At 49.4% G+C, this 547-nt stretch carries 1 protein-coding gene; it reads right to left on the reverse strand.

What is annotated here, in order from left to right:
• Positions 1 to 199 precede the first annotated feature (199 nt).
• The coding region (locus ACFQEU_RS17825; protein WP_379784331.1) for a PPC domain-containing protein at positions 200 to 547 on the reverse strand (348 nt) is incomplete at its 5' end.

Genomic DNA, 547 nt, shown 5'->3' on the forward strand with positions numbered 1-547 from the left:
GATGCAGCACTCGATGTCAATAAAAGAGATGGTGTCACGTTAGTGTTGGCGATGCGCGATTGGCACTACTCTACCTTCCAATCCTTTATTCGAGCATAAAAAAGCCGCGCACTTGGCGCGGCTAATAGCTTTACTTAAAGGTTTTAATGAAACGTTACTGTGACCACGTCAAATAAAACCCTAGACACTCTCAAGGCTATTAAGGTGTTCCAATAATCGTCAAGGTTACACCTGAGGCTGCCGAGTAACCGCGCACGTCGATATGCCAGGTGCCTGCAGCGGGCGCAGTAAAACTACAGCTCTCACTGTTACCATTTTTATAAGGCCGGCAGTCATAGGCCGAGGTAGTTGAGGCAGCGTTGTGACGCACATACAAATCCGCATCACCCGAACCACCACTCATATTGACCTGCAAGCTGCTGTAGCCCGCCGCCAATGTTTGCGTGTATCGCGCCCACTGACTTTTTGCCACGCTAATATTCGAAATGGTTTCGTTAATAGGTGGATTGGTTTGGCCACCGCCCTCGGTATAACTGCCCACCAAGCT

Origin of the sequence: Halorubrum tibetense, from assembly GCF_042661865.1 — an archaeon.
Classification (GTDB): domain Archaea; phylum Halobacteriota; class Halobacteria; order Halobacteriales; family Haloferacaceae; genus Halorubrum; species Halorubrum tibetense.